The 12,217-nt window shown below is 67.4% G+C and carries 9 protein-coding genes; 3 read left to right on the forward strand and 6 right to left on the reverse strand.

Annotated features, from left to right (window positions below):
* Nucleotides 1–21: 21 nt before the first annotated feature.
* Complete coding sequence (locus tag AXW83_RS01095) at nucleotides 22–1,002, reverse strand: L-threonylcarbamoyladenylate synthase (protein WP_066609881.1); 981 nt, start codon at nucleotides 1,000–1,002, stop codon at nucleotides 22–24.
* 170 nt (nucleotides 1,003–1,172) lie between these two features.
* Between AXW83_RS01095 and AXW83_RS01100 the strand changes: the two genes are divergently transcribed.
* Nucleotides 1,173–2,948 (forward strand): acyl-CoA dehydrogenase, encoded by a 1,776-nt coding sequence (locus tag AXW83_RS01100; protein WP_066609882.1) that lies wholly within the window; start codon nucleotides 1,173–1,175, stop codon nucleotides 2,946–2,948.
* A gap of 15 nt (nucleotides 2,949–2,963) precedes the next feature.
* On the opposite strand, the gene AXW83_RS01105 is transcribed toward AXW83_RS01100, so the two are convergent.
* Nucleotides 2,964–3,752: a class I SAM-dependent methyltransferase gene (locus AXW83_RS01105; RefSeq protein WP_066609888.1), complete on the reverse strand. Its 789-nt coding sequence runs from the start codon at nucleotides 3,750–3,752 to the stop codon at nucleotides 2,964–2,966.
* An 80-nt stretch (nucleotides 3,753–3,832) separates the two neighbouring features.
* On the opposite strand from AXW83_RS01105, the gene AXW83_RS01110 reads away from it, so the two are divergent.
* Entirely contained in the window at nucleotides 3,833–4,690 is an 858-nt protein-coding gene (locus AXW83_RS01110) for an SDR family NAD(P)-dependent oxidoreductase (RefSeq protein WP_066609889.1), read from the forward strand.
* 181 nt (nucleotides 4,691–4,871) lie between these two features.
* On the opposite strand, the gene glcF is transcribed toward AXW83_RS01110, so the two are convergent.
* The 3 genes from glcF to AXW83_RS01125 form a co-directional block, all read right to left on the reverse strand.
* Nucleotides 4,872–6,251 (reverse strand): glycolate oxidase subunit GlcF, encoded by a 1,380-nt coding sequence (gene glcF / locus AXW83_RS01115; RefSeq protein WP_066609890.1) that lies wholly within the window; start codon nucleotides 6,249–6,251, stop codon nucleotides 4,872–4,874.
* 106 nt (nucleotides 6,252–6,357) lie between these two features.
* Nucleotides 6,358–7,545 carry an FAD-binding protein gene (locus AXW83_RS01120; protein ID WP_066609891.1) on the reverse strand — a complete coding sequence of 396 codons (1,188 nt, stop codon included), beginning with the start codon at nucleotides 7,543–7,545 and terminating at the stop codon, nucleotides 6,358–6,360.
* Nucleotides 7,542–8,978: an FAD-linked oxidase C-terminal domain-containing protein gene (locus AXW83_RS01125; protein ID WP_066609892.1), complete on the reverse strand. Its 1,437-nt coding sequence runs from the start codon at nucleotides 8,976–8,978 to the stop codon at nucleotides 7,542–7,544. Before AXW83_RS01125 ends, AXW83_RS01120 begins: the two co-directional genes overlap by 4 nt.
* 323 nt (nucleotides 8,979–9,301) lie before the next feature.
* Here AXW83_RS01125 and AXW83_RS01130 point away from each other — a divergent pair, with 323 nt between their 5' ends.
* Nucleotides 9,302–11,401, forward strand: coding sequence for an ABC transporter ATP-binding protein/permease (locus AXW83_RS01130; RefSeq protein WP_066609896.1), 2,100 nt, complete (start codon nucleotides 9,302–9,304; stop codon nucleotides 11,399–11,401).
* A gap of 274 nt (nucleotides 11,402–11,675) precedes the next feature.
* Here AXW83_RS01130 and AXW83_RS01135 read toward each other — a convergent pair whose 3' ends face one another.
* A complete protein-coding gene (locus AXW83_RS01135) occupies nucleotides 11,676–12,155 on the reverse strand; it encodes an META domain-containing protein (RefSeq protein WP_066609898.1) in 480 nt (159 codons plus the stop codon).
* Nucleotides 12,156–12,217: the final 62 nt, after the last annotated feature.

A 12,217-nucleotide genomic window follows, 5' to 3' on the forward strand; every position in this document is an offset into this window, starting at 1 on the left:
GACTGCAAGATAGCGCCTGCTTCAGCGCGGGGCGGCGGCGCGGCGCAGCCGGTCGTTGATCGCCTCGCCGAGGCCGTGCATCGGGATCGGCGCGACGGCGATCGTCGCCCGGCCCGCCTCATCGAGCCGGCGCAGATATCCGAACAGGTTGGCCGCCGCTTCCGTGAGATCGCCGCGCGGGCTCAGGTTGAGCGCGGCCTCTGACGGAGCAAGTTCCGTCGCGCCCGGCCCGAATCCGAGCCACGCTTCGCCCGGGTTCGGCGCCACCGCATCCAGCCTGACCTGTGCCGAGGGCGCATAATGCGAGGCGAGCAGCCCCGGCGAGATCGGCGCAGCGCCCGCGGGCCCCTCCAGCACGAGCGTGCGCCCGATCACGCCCTCGATCGCCGTGCGCGGCACGCCGCCCGGCCGCAACAGGCGCGGCGCCCCGTTCAGGCAGGCGACGATCGTCGATTCGACGCCGATCTCGGTCGGCCCGCCATCGAGCACGGCGTCGATGCGCCCATCGAGATCGGCCAGCACATGGGCGGCGCTGGTGGCGCTGATCCGACCCGAGCGGTTGGCCGAGGGCGCCGCGATCGGCCGGCCAGCCGAGCGCAGAACGGCGCGCGCAACCGGATGCGACGGCACCCGCAGGGCAACGGAATCGAGCCCGGCCCGTGCCAGATCGCTGACCGTGCAGCCGATCGAGACCGGCACGACCAGCGTCAGCGGCCCAGGCCAGAAGGCGCGCGCCAGCGCCAGCGCATTGGCGTCGAACAGCCCCTGCCGCCGCGCCGCATCGAGATCGGGCAGATGCGCGATCAGCGGGTTGAAGCTCGGCCGCTCCTTGGCGGCGTAGATTCCGGCGACCGCCGCCCCCGAGGTCGCGTCGGCGGCGAGCCCATAGACCGTTTCGGTCGGGATCGCGACGAGGCCGCCCTGCACGAGCAGGGATGCCGCTTCGGCTATTCCCGCTTGGCTGTCGTCCAGGCGTCGCGTCGGGCGTTGCGGCAGCACCATTGACCTGCGATGGTTGATATCTAAACTATGCAACGTCGGCGCCGTGGACGAAGGTCGCGGTTGCCGCGCGTGGCGTTGGGGATAGTTCCTCGCTAACATTGCCGCAACGCCAAAAGCAGAGCCTCCGCCCGCCAGCCAGGCGAGTTGCGAAGGCGGTCAGGGAGACATTCATGAGTTATCGCGCTCCGGTCGAGGACATGCTCGCCACGCTCCGCCATGTTGCGGGGCTCGACAGGCTGGAGGCGGAAGGGCTGGCGCCGGAGCTCGAGGGCGGCGTCGTCGAGGCGGTGCTGGAGGAGGCTGCGAAATTCGCGCAGGATGTACTGAGCCCGCTCAACCGCGTCGGCGACAAGCACGGCTCGACCCTGAAGGACGGCGTCGTCACCACCCCGCCGGGCTGGAAGGAAGCATACAACGCCTGGGCCGGCGCCGGCTGGAATGCGCTGCCGGGCCCTGAGGCCTATGGCGGCCAGGGTCTCCCCGTCCTCCTGCAGTCGGCCTGTACGGAGATGTGGAACTCGGCCTCGCTTGCGTTTGCGCTCGGGCCGCTTCTGACGATCGGCTCGATCGAGGCCGTACACGCGCATGGTTCCGAGCATCTGAAAGAGACCTATCTCGCCAAACTCGTCTCCGGCGAATGGATGGGCACGATGAACCTGACCGAGCCGCAGGCCGGCTCGGATCTCAACGCACTGAGGGCCAGGGCCGAGCCGGTCGGAGACGGCACCTACCGGATCACGGGCCAGAAAATCTTCATCACCTATGGCGAGCATGGCATGACGGAGAACATCATCCATCTCGTGCTGGCGCGCCTGCCCGATGCCCCTCCCGGCACGCGCGGCATCTCGCTCTTCCTCGTGCCGAAATACCTCGTCAATGCGGACGGCTCGCTGGGTAAGCACAACGACCTGCGCTGCTCCGGCATCGAGCACAAGCTCGGCATCCATGCCTCGCCGACCTGCTCGATGGCGTTCGGCGACAAGGGCGGCGCCATCGGCTGGCTCATCGGAGAGGAGAACCGCGGACTTGCCTGCATGTTCACGATGATGAACAACGCACGGCTGAACGTGGCCCTGCAGGGCGTCGCCATCGCCGAGCGGGCCTATCAGCAGGCGCTCGCCTTTGCGCAGGAGCGCAGGCAGGGCGCAGCGCTCGATGCGCCCAAGGGCGCTCCGATGAGCCCGATCATCGTCCATCCCGATGTCCGCCGGATGCTGATGGAGATGCGCGCCAAGACCCAAGGCTCGCGTGCGATCTGCTATCTGGTCGCCGAGGCGCTCGACCGCTCGCATCGCGAGACCGATGCCGGCAAGCGCAAGGCCGCTGCCGAGCGGGCCGCGATCCTGACGCCTGTGGCGAAAGCCTATGCCACGGATATCGGCGTCGAGGTCGCCTCGACCGGCGTCCAGGTTCATGGCGGCATGGGCTTCATCGAGGAGACCGGCGCCGCCCAGCATCTGCGCGATGCCCGCATCTGCACGATCTACGAGGGCACCAACGGCATCCAGGCCATCGATCTCGTTCTGCGCAAGCTGCCGCTGTCGGGCGGCGAGGCGGTCAGGGCGCTGATCGCCGAGATGCGGGGCGTCGTCGCCGAGGTCGAGGGCGCCAACACGCCGGGCTTCGGCCACACGGCAGCCCGCCTCAAGGCGGCAGTTGATTCGCTCGACCGAGCCACCCAGTGGATGCTGGCGACGATGGGCGAAAGCCAGGGCGCCGTACTCGCCGGCGCGACGCCATATCTCAAGCTCTTCGCGCTTGCCCAGGGCGGAACGGGGTTGGCGAAGAAGGCGCTGGCCCTGCGCAGCGAGGAGGGGGCCTTAAGCCACCTCGCCACCGCCCGCTTCTTTTCAGAGCACCTCGCGACCGAGGCCCCGGCACTGGAACTCGCCGTCACGGAAGGGGCGGGTGCGGTCGAGGATGCAACGGCGGTCTTCGCGGCGTGAGCGGGGCGATCCCACTCAGCCGTTCTTGCGGACCCGGATATGCAGGAACAGCGGCGCGACGCGCGTATCGGCGAGATAGGGATGCGAAAGCGCCGTCTCCGCATCGATGCAAGGCTCGGCCATGTGTTCGATGGTGAGCCCCGCCGCGACGATCAGCGCCACCCATTCGCTGAGCGTGCGATGAAAGCGCGGCACGCGGAAGGGTTCGGCGGCGGCCTTGACCTCGGCCGGCGCTGCGCCGAAACGCCATGTCTCGATCTCGCCATCGATCCCGTCGAAATAGCGCGCGACCTCGACAGCCCGCACCGTTCCATCGGCTTCGCGGAGCACCTTTCGGTAGGGCGGCGTGAAGCAGGGGTGCAGGATCGAGAGTTGCAGGAAGCCGCCCGGTTTCAATACGCGCGCCGCCTCGGCGAGAGCCCGGTCCTGCCGGGGCATGTCCATCAGCGACATGAAGGCGGTGGCAAAGTCGAAGGTCGCATCGGCAAAGGGCAGGGCGGTGCCGTCGCCGAGCCGGTAGTCGATGCCGAGCGGAGCGGCGGCTTCCGTATCCCGCGCATGGCGGACGAAGGTCGGCGCGATGTCGACGGCAGTCATCCGCGCACCGCGCCCGGCAAGCTTGCGGGTGTTGGAGCCTTCGCCGCAGCCGATATCGAGGCCGTTCAGGCCGGCGACCGAAGGCAGGTTCGACAGGAATACGGGGGTGTTCAGCGCGTCGCGATAGAGATCGTAGCCGGCGCGCGCATGCCGGGTCCAGGTTTCGGCATTGGCCTCCCAACAGGCCGCGACTTCACTGGCTTCCATGACCGCTCTCGCTTTTCGGGGGATGGCTCGTCTAGAGCATAGGCCTCTGCTCCGCCAGAGCGTTCGCGAGGCTCCTGACTATGAACGACGAAGATTCTGGGAAGCGGCTCGTCAACCGCATCTGCCTCGTCGCCGGAGCCTCACGCGGTCTCGGCCGCGGCATCGCCAAAGCGCTGGGAGAAGCCGGCGCGACCGTCATCGTGACCGGCCGCTCCAGCGAGGCGGGACCCCGCACCGACCAGCGCTCCGAAACGTTCGAGGATACCGCGCGCGAGGTCGAGGCGGCCGGCGGCAAGGGCCATCCCTATCGCTGCGACCACACCCAGGAGCGCGAGGTCGACCAGCTGGTCTCCTGGTGCCTGCGCCGCTTCGGCCGGCTCGACTGCGTCGTCGATGCGGTCTGGGGCGGCAACGAAGGCTATGACGGGCAGCATTACCCCGACGGCTCGGCATTCGGCACGCCGTTCTGGCGCAGGCCGGTGGCGCGTCTTGGCCAGAACTTCGAGAGCGGCGTCTACGCGCAGCTGCTGCTGGCGCGGGCCGTCGCGCCGGCCATGGTGCAGGCGCGCAGGGGGCTGATCGTCACGGTCGGCTTTGATACGGCTGAGGCCTATCTCGGCGATGTCGTCTACGATCTCGCCAAGGCCGCGATGAACCGGCTGACCTTCGCCATGGGCCATGAACTGAAGCCCTTCGGCGTCACGGCGCTCGGCCTGTCGCCCGGCCATGTCCTGACCGAGCGCGTGCGCGATGCTGGCCTTGCCGGCGAAACCACCGAGACGCCGCTCTATGCCGGCCGCGCGGTCGTGGCACTCGCGGCCGATCCCGACATCGCCCGCCACGCCGGAGAGGTCCTGCGCGTCGCCGATCTCGCCCGCCTCTACGGCTTCACCGACAAAGACGGGACCCAGCCGGAGCGCTTCACCATTCCCGCGTGAGGGTGGGGGCGGGATACGGAAAAACGCGCCGTCATTCCGGACAAGCCGCGTCAGCGGCGCCAATCCGGAATCCATGCCGGAACGCTGGTCCTGGGAGGGTCAGGCATGGATTCCGGGTCTCCGCTGCGCTGCGCCCGGAATGACGCAGTGTGGCGGAAAGCGCGTACACTGGAACCGCGACTTACCCCGCCGCCACGAGCGAAACCTCGGCGCGTGCCGACACCATCTGCTCCAACCCCATCCCGGCGAGCTTCGCCGGCAGCGGCCCGCCGGTCGTCCAGTCGAGCAGTTCGGCGGTGTGCACCACCGGCGTCGTCGCGCCCTTGTCGGCAAAACCCTTCGCCAGCTGCGTCATGCAGCCGATATTGCCGGTCGCCACCAGCAGCGGCTTGGTCTTTTCGATGTTGCCGATCTTGCGGGCGCGCAACTGCCCGGCGATCTCGGGCTGGAGGATGTTGTAGACGCCGGCCGAGCCGCAGCAGATATGCCCCTCCGGCACCTCCTTCACCTTGAAGCCGGCGCCAGACAACAGCCGCTTTGGGCCGTCCTTGATCTGCTGTCCATGCTGCATCGAGCAGGCCGAGTGATAGGCGATTGCGACCGGCGCCTGCCGGACATGGCGCAACTCGATCGTCTCGAGAAACTCGGTGATGTCCTTCGCCAGTCCTGAGACGCGCGCCGCCTTCTCCGCATAGGCCGGCTCGTTGCGGAACATGAAGCCGTAATCCTTGATCGTCGTGCCGCAGCCCGATGCCGTAATCACGATCGCATCGAGCCCGCCGCCCTCGATCTCGGCCATCCAGGCGTCGATGTTCCGGCGCGCAAAGGCGAGCGCGTCAAGCTCGCGGCCCATATGGTGGACGAGCGCGCCGCAGCAGCCCTCGCCACTGGGCAGCACGACCTCGACGCCATGGCGCGTCAGCAGCCGGATCGTGGCCTCGTTGATGCCAGGGTCGAGCACCGGCTGGGCACAGCCCGAGAGCAGCGCGACGCGCTTGCGGCGCACCCCCTTGACGGAGAAGGTCGCCGGCCCTTCCATTGCAGAGCGCGTCGGCAGCTGTGCCGGCGCCAGCGCCAGCATCGCCTTCAGGCGCGCGCCGACGACCGGCAGTGCGCCCAGCAGCCCGGCGAAGGGCTTTCCGATCAGCGCGCCCAGCATCGCCAGGCGGAAGCGGCCGGGATAGGGCAGGACCGCGCCCAGCACACGCCGCAGCGCCCGGTCCATGAGCCCGCGCTCATAGGTCTCCTCGATATGGGCGCGGGCGTGGTCGACCAGATGCATGTAGTTCACGCCCGACGGGCAGGTCGTCATGCAGGACAGGCAGGAGAGGCAGCGATCGACATGCTTCACCACCTCCTCGGTCGCCGGCTTGCCGTTCTCCAGCATGTCCTTGATCAGGTAGATGCGCCCGCGCGGACTATCGAGCTCGTCGCCGAGCAGGAGGTATGTCGGGCAGGTCGCCGTGCAGAAGCCGCAATGCACGCAGGTCCGCAGGATCTTCTCCGACGCTGGCAGGCGCGGATCGGAGGCGAGATGGGCGGGGGTGAAATTGGTCTGCATGGTTTATCCGTTCTGCCAGCCCGTCATGCTCGGGCTTGACCCGAGCATCTCGTCCCGAGAGGTTCTCGGGTCTGCGTTTCGCTTCGCCCGAGAATGACGGCCCACGTCAAACCCCCGCATACATCCGGCCGGGCTCGAAAATCCCCGCCGGATCGAAACTTGCCTTGATACCCGCCGTCACCCGCTGCAGCGGCCCGCTCATCGGCTCGAACACCGGCACCGAAGCGCGGATCGCATCAGGCGCCCGCACCAGCGTCGCATGCCCGCCGAGCGGCCTGATCGCACCCCGAATCGTCGCGGCGCCCGCGTCGCCTACGGCCGGGACCGCGAGCCAGACCAGCCCGCCGCCCCAATCGTAGTACCAGCGCGCCTGCTGGAGTGCGCGGGCGATCGCGGCCATCGCCTTGGGCCCATTGGTCGGCGCCAGCGACAGCCGCCAGACCGCCTCCTGCGACCCGGCAAAGAAACGCGCATCGCGCACACCCTGCCAGAGCGCACCCGATGCCGCGCCCTCGATAAGCTCCGGCGCGCCATGGCAGTTCAGCAGCGTCGCGAGTTCGGCCCGGCGATACTCGATCGAGACCGAAAAATTCTCCAGCCGCAGCAGGGTGCGCGCATGGTCGGCGTCGATGCCGGCCGGCAAATGCGCCGCCGCCATCGGCTCGAACGGCGAGCCCAACGCTGACGACAGGAGCGCGACGCCGGCCTCGTCGGAAAGCCCGCGCCAGACCAGCGTGACGACGCGCTCCGGCACCGGCAGCACGCGGAAGATCACCTCCGTGAGAAAGCCCAGCGTGCCGAAACTGCCGGCGACGAGCTTCACCAGGTCCAGGCCCGTGACGTTCTTCATCACCCGCCCGCCTGACTTGATCGCCTCGCCCTTTCCGTTGACGAGCCGGATGCCGATCAGCGAATCCCGCGCCGCACCTGCATTGATCCGGCGCGGGCCGGATATGTTGCCGGCGGCGATGGCGCCGATGGTCGGCTCGCCGCTCGTCCTCAGCAGCGCGCGATGGTCCATCGGCTCGAAGGGCAGCATCTGCCCGCGATCGGCCAGCGTCTTCTGAACTTCGGCTAGCGGCGTCCCGGCGCGTGCGCCGATCACCATCTCGGAGGGCTCGTAGAGCGTGATGCCGGTCAGCCCCGCACTGGAGAGCGAGCGCTCGGTCTGCGTCGGCCGCCCCAGCCCGGCCCGCGTCCCGCCGCCGACGAGGGCGAGCGGCGTGCGGGCGGTAGCGGCGGACGCGATGAAGGCGCACGCATCGGCTTCGGAGGAGGGAGTGTGCAACGTCACGCCGCAACCCGCCCTTCCAGCGGGAACACCTTCGCCGGGTTCATCAGCCATTGCCCGTCGAACACCGCGCGCACCCGCATCTGCTGGTGCAGGTCGGCCTCGTTGAACTGCACATTCATCAAATCGCGCTTCTCGATGCCGACGCCGTGCTCGCCGGTGAGGCAGCCGCCGACCTCGACGCAAAGCCTGAGGATGTCCATGCCGGCGTCCTCGGCCTTCTGCGCTTCCACGGGGTCGTTGCAGTTGTACAGGATCAGCGGGTGGAGATTGCCGTCGCCGGCATGGAAGACGTTGGCGACGCGCAGGCCATAGCCCTTCACGATCTCGTCCATGCGGCGCAGCACATGCGGCAACTGCCCGGTCGGAATCGTGCCGTCCATGCAGATATAGTCGGCGATGCGCCCGGTCGCCCCAAAAGCCGATTTGCGACCCTTCCAGATCGCGGCGGATTCCATCGCCGACTGGCTTTCCTTCACCGTCTGGACCCCATGCTCGCGGGCGATCGCGACGATGCGGGCGAGCTGCGCGTCCATCTCGGCATCCGAACCCTCGACCTCGATGATCAGCAGCGCCTCGACATCCATCGGGTAGCCGGCATGAGCAAAGGCCTCGCAGATCTCGATGGCCGGCTTGTCCATGAACTCCATCGCCACCGGGATGATGCCCGCGCCGATGATGGCGGCGACCGCCTCGCCGGCCTGCTCGCTGGTCGGGAAGCCGAACAGCACCGGGCGGGCGCCCTCGGCCGCACGCAGGATGCGGACCGTCGCCTCCGTGACGATGCCGAGCTGGCCCTCCGAGCCGACGATCAGGCCGAGAATGTCGAGCCCGCCCGAATCGAGATGGGAGCCACCGATCTCGACGATCGAGCCGTCGAGCATCACCAGCGTCACCCCGAGCACATTATTCGTCGTGACGCCGTATTTCAGGCAATGCGCGCCACCGGAATTCATCCCGATATTGCCGCCGATCGAGCAGGCGAGTTGCGAGGACGGATCGGGCGCATAGAAGAAGCCCTCCGCCATCACCTCGCCGGTGACGGCAAGGTTGGTGACGCCGGCCTGCACCTTGGCGACGCGGTTGGCGTAGTCGATCTCAAGGATGCGGTTCATCTTGGAGACGCCGATCACGACCGCGTCCTCCTGCGGGATCGCGCCGCCGGCGAGCGAGGTCCCGGCCCCGCGCGGCACCACCGGCACGCCCTGTTCGCCGCAGAATTTCAGCACGGCGGCCACCTCCTGCGTCGTCGACGGCAGCACGACGGCGAGCGGCAGGCGGCGATAGGCGGTCAGCGCATCGGTCTCGTAGGGCCGGCGCTCGTCCTCGGAGGTGATCAGCGCCGCGGGAGGCACGAGCGCAGCCAGCCCTGCGATGATCTCCTCGCGGCGGGCGAGAATGCGCGGGTCCGGCAGGGGAAAGGCGATGGCGCTCATGGATCGGTCCTCCGTCGCGACCCATGGCTCGCTCGTCAGGCGACGAACCTTGCGGGTCAGGTGATCCTTCGAGTGGGAACACCGGGGGTCATTATCGGCGGGAGCGTGGACGCTATGCAAGCAACCTCAATAGGGCAGGGGATGTCGACATCATCCGCTAAGAGCGCGACATCCAGGCGGGCCCGGTCCCGCAGGCGTTCACGAATCGCTGATCTGGTCGCGTCGCGTCACAGGCCGGGCTTTCTTGTCTGTTGCGCTGCGTTACAGCATGGTCCGAATCGCGCGGCGCCCGCCGCCGGACAGCCTTCACCGGGATATCGTCGATGCGTCCGTTGAGTTTCGCCATCGCGGCACTGGCCGTTCTTGCGCTGATCGTCGGCCAGCAGACCGGCAGCGCCGGCACCATCGGCATGGGCGTTGTCGGCATCCTTCTCGCGGCAGCGATCTTCCGCTCGACCGAGATCCCGTATTTCCTGAAGATATTCTCCGGCATCTTCGGCACGGAATATGTCGTTTTCGGCGGCTTGGCGCTTCTGGCCCAGCTCGGCTACTGGCCGCAGGACTGGCAGGCGGCGGCATTGCCGACGAGTCTGCCGACCACGGTCGCCGTCTTCGGTGTCCTGATCTACGTCATCTCTTTCGTGCCGGTGGTGCAGCGCATCGCGCGCATTTCCTCGCCCTATTTCCTCTCGCAGGAACCCACCGTCGCCGATTTATGGCTGTTGGGGCGCTACAAGGTGAAGCTCGGCCATCTCGCGGTTGCGCTGATCGTCTTCATCATCGTGCTGAACCAGGCGCAGGTCGGCGTCTCGCTGCGCATCAACTTCTTCTATCGCGACTTCAACAACGCTCTCCAGGAAAAGAACGCTGCCGCCTTTTGGGAGCAGTTGATCTACGTCTTCAGCGTCTGGGCCGCGATCTCCGCGATCAGCAACCTGATCGAGATCGTCGCGCAATCGGTCCTGCTTATCCGCTGGCGCGAATGGATGGCAGCCGAATACAGCAAGCGCTGGCTCGGCGACGGCACGCATTACCGCATCTCGCTTGCCGGCACGGCCGACAACCCCGACCAGCGCATCTCGGAGGACACACGGTCCTTCCTGAACCAGACCTATTCCTTCTCGCTGACCATGCTGACGCAGGTCTCGACGCTGGTCTCCTTCTCGATCATCCTATGGAACATCCCGGTCGCGATCCCGATCCCGGGCACCGACATCATCGTTCCGGGCTTCCTGTTCTGGGCGACGCTGATCTATGCCGCCGTCGCGACCTGGATCACGCATCTCATCGGCAAGCCGTTGATTGCGCTCGATTTCGAGCAGGAGCGGCGCGAGGCGAATTTCCGCTTCTCGCTGGCGCGCCTGCGCGAATACTCAGAGCAGATCGCCCTGATGCGCGGCGAGCCGGCCGAACAGCAGCATCTCGGCCGGCGCTTTGCTGCCATCGTCGAGAATTTCTACCAGCTGATGTGGCGCAAGCTGAAGCTGACGACCTTCACTTTGTCCTATAATCAGGCCAACGTCGTTATCCCCTACGTCCTGCTGGCGCCCTATTACTTCGCCGGCGCGATCTCCTTCGGCGTGCTGAGTCAGGTCGCCTCGGCCTTCGGCCGCGTCGAGACGGCGATGTCCTTCTTCATCAACAGCTATCAGTCGATCGCCTCCTATCTCGCCTCGATCAACCGCCTCACCACTTTCGAGGCGGCGATCGCCCAGGCGCAGGCTGCGAGCGCCGGCGAGGCCGGCATCCACCATGCCGCCGCGACCGACACCTCCATGCATATCGGCGGCACCACGCTCGCCTTGCCCAACGGCGCCCCGATCGTCCGCATCCAGGATCTCGATCTCGGCGGCGCCCGTCGGACCCTGCTGGTCGGCCCCTCGGGCTCGGGCAAGTCGACGCTGTTCCGGGCCATCGCCGGCATCTGGCCCTTCGGCGAGGGCAAGGTCGGCATTCCGGCCGGGGCCGACATCATGCTGCTGCCGCAGCGGCCCTATCTGCCGCAGGGCTCGCTCAGGGCGGCGATATCATACCCCTCGGAAGAAGCCGTCTTCGCCGACGCCGACATCAGGGCCGCGATGCAAAAGGTCAATCTCGGCCATCTTGCCGACCGGCTGGACGACGTCGATCTCTGGGGCCAGCGGCTCTCGGGCGGCGAGCAGCAGCGGCTGGCAGTGGCGCGCGCCTTGCTGGCGAAGCCCGACTGGCTCTTCCTCGACGAGGCGACCGCCTCGCTCGACGAGAAGCTCGAGGGCGAGATCTACGCCACCATCGACAAGGAGATGCCTGATACGCGCATCGTCTCGATCGGCCATCGCTCGACCCTGCGCGAAATGCACGACGCGATCGTGAGGATGGAGCCCAACGAGGACGGAACGTTCAGCCCGAAGGCGGTCCAACGCGACGTGCCCGTGCAGGGCTGAAAGCGGGCCTCTTAAATAGCGGGCTCAACACGCTTAGTGCTAACGCGACGTCATTCCGGGCGCAGCGCAGCGAAGACCCGGAATCCATTCCTGGCCTTGCCCGACCCACGTTCCGGCATGGATCCCGGATCGGCGCCGCTAAAGCGGCTTGTCCGGAATGACGGCGAACGTGGAAGGCGTGATATCGCTGAAATCGTTCGACCGATTTCGAGCCATGCTTTCGCGATGAAGGCTGTCAGGCCAAAATGCTACCGTCGGCCAGTGTGGTCAATACTTACATCGCCCGGTCGAATGTCGCCTCGCCGGCTCCGCCCTTGATCACCAGCTTGCCGTTGACCAGATCCCATTTGTTCGCTGCGCGCAGGACGATCAGGAAGCTGCGCTCGAAATCGGACAGGCCCTTGTCGCAGCTGCGCTTGGTCAGCGCCAGCGGCCCGACCGCGAAGCCCTGTTCGCGCAGCGGATAGGCGGCAGCCGAGAAGGTGTTGCAGCCGCCGAAACCAGTGCCGCGCAGATTGGCATCGACCAGCAGCGTCGCCCGTTTGTCGCTGACCGGCTTTCCGTTGAGCGAGGCCGCGCTCCACGAGGAGCCGAACGGAAACGTCTTTTCCTGCACGGCAGCTGGAGGCGGGGGTGTGCCCAGTTCGGTGCGCGAGGGCATCTGCTGGCGGCGCTGCGCCAGCGCCTCGCCAGGCACGAGCAGAGGCGCCAGCAGCGTGGCGAGAGCGGCGGCGTAGCCAAGGCGTCGAGTCATTGTCATCCTACCTGCAATTCTGGCTCGGACCGTATCGCAAGGGCCGGGGCAGCGAAAGCGCT

The organism is Bosea sp. PAMC 26642 (assembly GCF_001562255.1).
In the GTDB taxonomy this organism is placed as follows: domain Bacteria; phylum Pseudomonadota; class Alphaproteobacteria; order Rhizobiales; family Beijerinckiaceae; genus Allobosea.

What these genes read in the sequence shown, in the direction of transcription:
- AXW83_RS01095 (WP_066609881.1), bottom strand. Translation starts at nt 1,002, where the DNA reads ATGGTGCTGCCGCAACGCCCGACGCGACGCCTGGACGACAGCCAAGCG.
- AXW83_RS01100 (WP_066609882.1), top strand. Translation starts at nt 1,173, where the DNA reads ATGAGTTATCGCGCTCCGGTCGAGGACATGCTCGCCACGCTCCGCCAT.
- AXW83_RS01105 (WP_066609888.1), bottom strand. Translation starts at nt 3,752, where the DNA reads ATGGAAGCCAGTGAAGTCGCGGCCTGTTGGGAGGCCAATGCCGAAACC.
- AXW83_RS01110 (WP_066609889.1), top strand. Translation starts at nt 3,833, where the DNA reads ATGAACGACGAAGATTCTGGGAAGCGGCTCGTCAACCGCATCTGCCTC.
- glcF (WP_066609890.1), bottom strand. Translation starts at nt 6,251, where the DNA reads ATGCAGACCAATTTCACCCCCGCCCATCTCGCCTCCGATCCGCGCCTG.
- AXW83_RS01125 (WP_066609892.1), bottom strand. Translation starts at nt 8,978, where the DNA reads ATGAGCGCCATCGCCTTTCCCCTGCCGGACCCGCGCATTCTCGCCCGC.
- AXW83_RS01130 (WP_066609896.1), top strand. Translation starts at nt 9,302, where the DNA reads ATGCGTCCGTTGAGTTTCGCCATCGCGGCACTGGCCGTTCTTGCGCTG.
- AXW83_RS01135 (WP_066609898.1), bottom strand. Translation starts at nt 12,155, where the DNA reads ATGACTCGACGCCTTGGCTACGCCGCCGCTCTCGCCACGCTGCTGGCG.